Origin of the sequence: Cellulomonas sp. B6 (assembly GCF_001462455.1) — a bacterium.
In the GTDB taxonomy this organism is placed as follows: Bacteria; Actinomycetota; Actinomycetes; order Actinomycetales; family Cellulomonadaceae; genus Cellulomonas.
The window spans coordinates 1-2101 of record NZ_LNTD01000228.1; the positions used below are offsets into that span (position 1 = coordinate 1).

Annotated in this window: 2 protein-coding genes; both read right to left on the reverse strand. The window is 77.4% G+C overall.

The annotated features are described in order from the left end of the window. Window positions 1-13: 13 nt before the first annotated feature. Window positions 14-685, reverse strand: coding sequence for a response regulator transcription factor (locus ATM99_RS16665; RefSeq protein ID WP_062103950.1), 672 nt, complete (start codon window positions 683-685; stop codon window positions 14-16). After that, window positions 673-2073: a sensor domain-containing protein gene (locus tag ATM99_RS16670; RefSeq protein WP_082659972.1), complete on the reverse strand. Its 1401-nt coding sequence runs from the start codon at window positions 2071-2073 to the stop codon at window positions 673-675. Before ATM99_RS16670 ends, ATM99_RS16665 begins: the two co-directional genes overlap by 13 nt. Window positions 2074-2101 lie beyond the last annotated feature (28 nt).

Here is a 2101-nt window from a genome sequence, read left to right on the forward strand (position 1 = left end):
GTGGTGGGCGTGGTCATCGCGGGGTTCCGTTCGTGGGGGCGTCCTCGAGCCAGCGCAGCACCGCGAGCACGCGGCGGTGGTCGGACGCGTCGGGCGGCAGGTCGAGCTTGGTGAGGATGGACGTGACGTGCTTCTCGACGGCCGGCAGGCCGATGAACAGGCGCTCGGAGATGGCCGCGTTGGACCGGCCCTCGGCCATGAGGCCGATGACGTCGCGCTCACGAGGCGTCAGCGCGTCGAGCGTGCTGCGGCGCGAGCGTGCGAACACCTGCGCGACGACCTCGGGGTCGACGACCGTGCCGCCGGCGGCGACCCGGGCGAGCGCGTCGAGGAAGTCGTCGACGTCGGCCACGCGGTCCTTCAGCACGTAGCCCAGGCCGCGCGCGTCGGCCGCGAGCAGGTCCTGCGCGTAGCGGGCCTCGACGTACTGCGAGAGCACCAGCACGGGGAGCCCGCGGTGCAGGCCGCGCAGGTGGACGGCGGCCCGCAGGCCCTCGTCGGTGTGCGTGGGCGGCATGCGGACGTCGGTCAGGAGCAGGTCCGGCAGGTCCGCGTCCGGGTCCCCCAGGACGGCGACGAGCTCGTCGGCCGTGCGGTAGCCGGTGACGTCGTGGCCCTCGGCGACCAGCAGCCGCGTGAGCCCGTCGAGCAGGAGGACCGAGTCCTCGGCGATCACGATGCGCACGGCACCTCCACGGTGAGCACGGTGCCGCCCGTCGCCGGGCTGAGCAGCAGGAACGCGCCGTCGAGGGCCTCGACCCGGCGCCGCAGGCCGTCGAGCCCGCCGCCGGGTGCGGCGGTGGCCCCGCCGCGGCCGTCGTCGGCGACCTCCACGCGGAGCCGGTCGCCCGCCACGGTCGCCCGCACCACCACCTGGGCGGCGTGCGCGTGCTTGGCGACGTTGGTGAGCGCCTCGGCGACCACGAAGTACGCGGCCGCCTGGGCCTGCACGCACATCCCGGCCTCGAGACCGCGGGTCTCGACGTCGACCGGCACCGGGCTGCGTGCCGCGAGCGCCGAGAGCGCCGCGTCGAGCCCGCGGTCGGTGAGCACGGCGGGGTGCACGCCGCGCACCAGGTCGCGCAGCTCGGCCAGCACCTCCTTGATCTCGCCGTGCGCGGCGTCGACCGCCGCGACCGCGGCCTGCGGGTCGTGCACCGCGGCCCGGCGCGCGACCCCGAGCTCGACGCCCAGCGCGACCAGCCGCTGCTGCGCGCCGTCGTGCAGGTCACGCTCGATGCGGCGGCGCTCGTCGTCGGCGGCGTCGACCGCGGCGCTGCGGGTCTCGCGCAGGTGCTCGGCGCGCCCCTCGGCGGCGCTCGCACGGGTCTCGGCCTCGCGGGCGGCGCGCTCGACGTCGGCGCGTGACCGGCCACCGAGCAGCGTGCGGCCCATCCGGACCTGCGCGAGCGTCGTGAGCTGCACGACCAGCGCGGACACCCACGGCAGCACGAGCGCGACGGGCACCGCGAACCACGCGGGCACGTGGATGACGTCGAACGGCTGCCGCGGGGCGTCGACGAACGGCGTCGCGAGCAGGATCCACGGCACCGCCGCGAACGACGCCCCGAGCGGCACCGCGACCGAGGTCAGGACGCTCGCGACCGCGGCGTGCGCGACGGCCGCCCACGCGCGGTCGTCCCGGGCGCGCGGCCACCACGACCGCCGGCCCCACCCGGCGGGTGCGGGCGACGGCGGCGGCACGACGACGCCGAGCTGCGCGGCGAGGCGGGTGCGCTCGATGCGCCCGTAGCCGCGGGCCAGGGCGAGCGTGCCCAGCAGGACCGGGACGCCGACCACGACGAGCGCGGTGCCCACACCCACCGCGACACCGGTGATCAGGAGGATCGCGGCGAGCACGGTGAACAGCGTGGACACCGCGAGCTGGCCCGCACCGCTCCAGGTGGCCGCGGAGACGGGTGCCAGCAGCAGCGCGCGTCCGCCGCGCAGCGCGGGCGCGACGTGCTGCACGTCGACGGCGACCGGGACGCGGTCGGACGGGTCGCGGGGAGCCACGAGGGACGGGGCGGACCGGCCCGCGCGGGGCGGGGCGGTGACGGGGCCGGTGGTCATGACCACGAACCTAGGGCGCGGCGGCGCG

Excerpts from the sequence above, each read along its gene's own strand:
- ATM99_RS16670 (WP_082659972.1), bottom strand. The coding sequence starts at position 2,073 with ATGACCACCGGCCCCGTCACCGCCCCGCCCCGCGCGGGCCGGTCCGCC.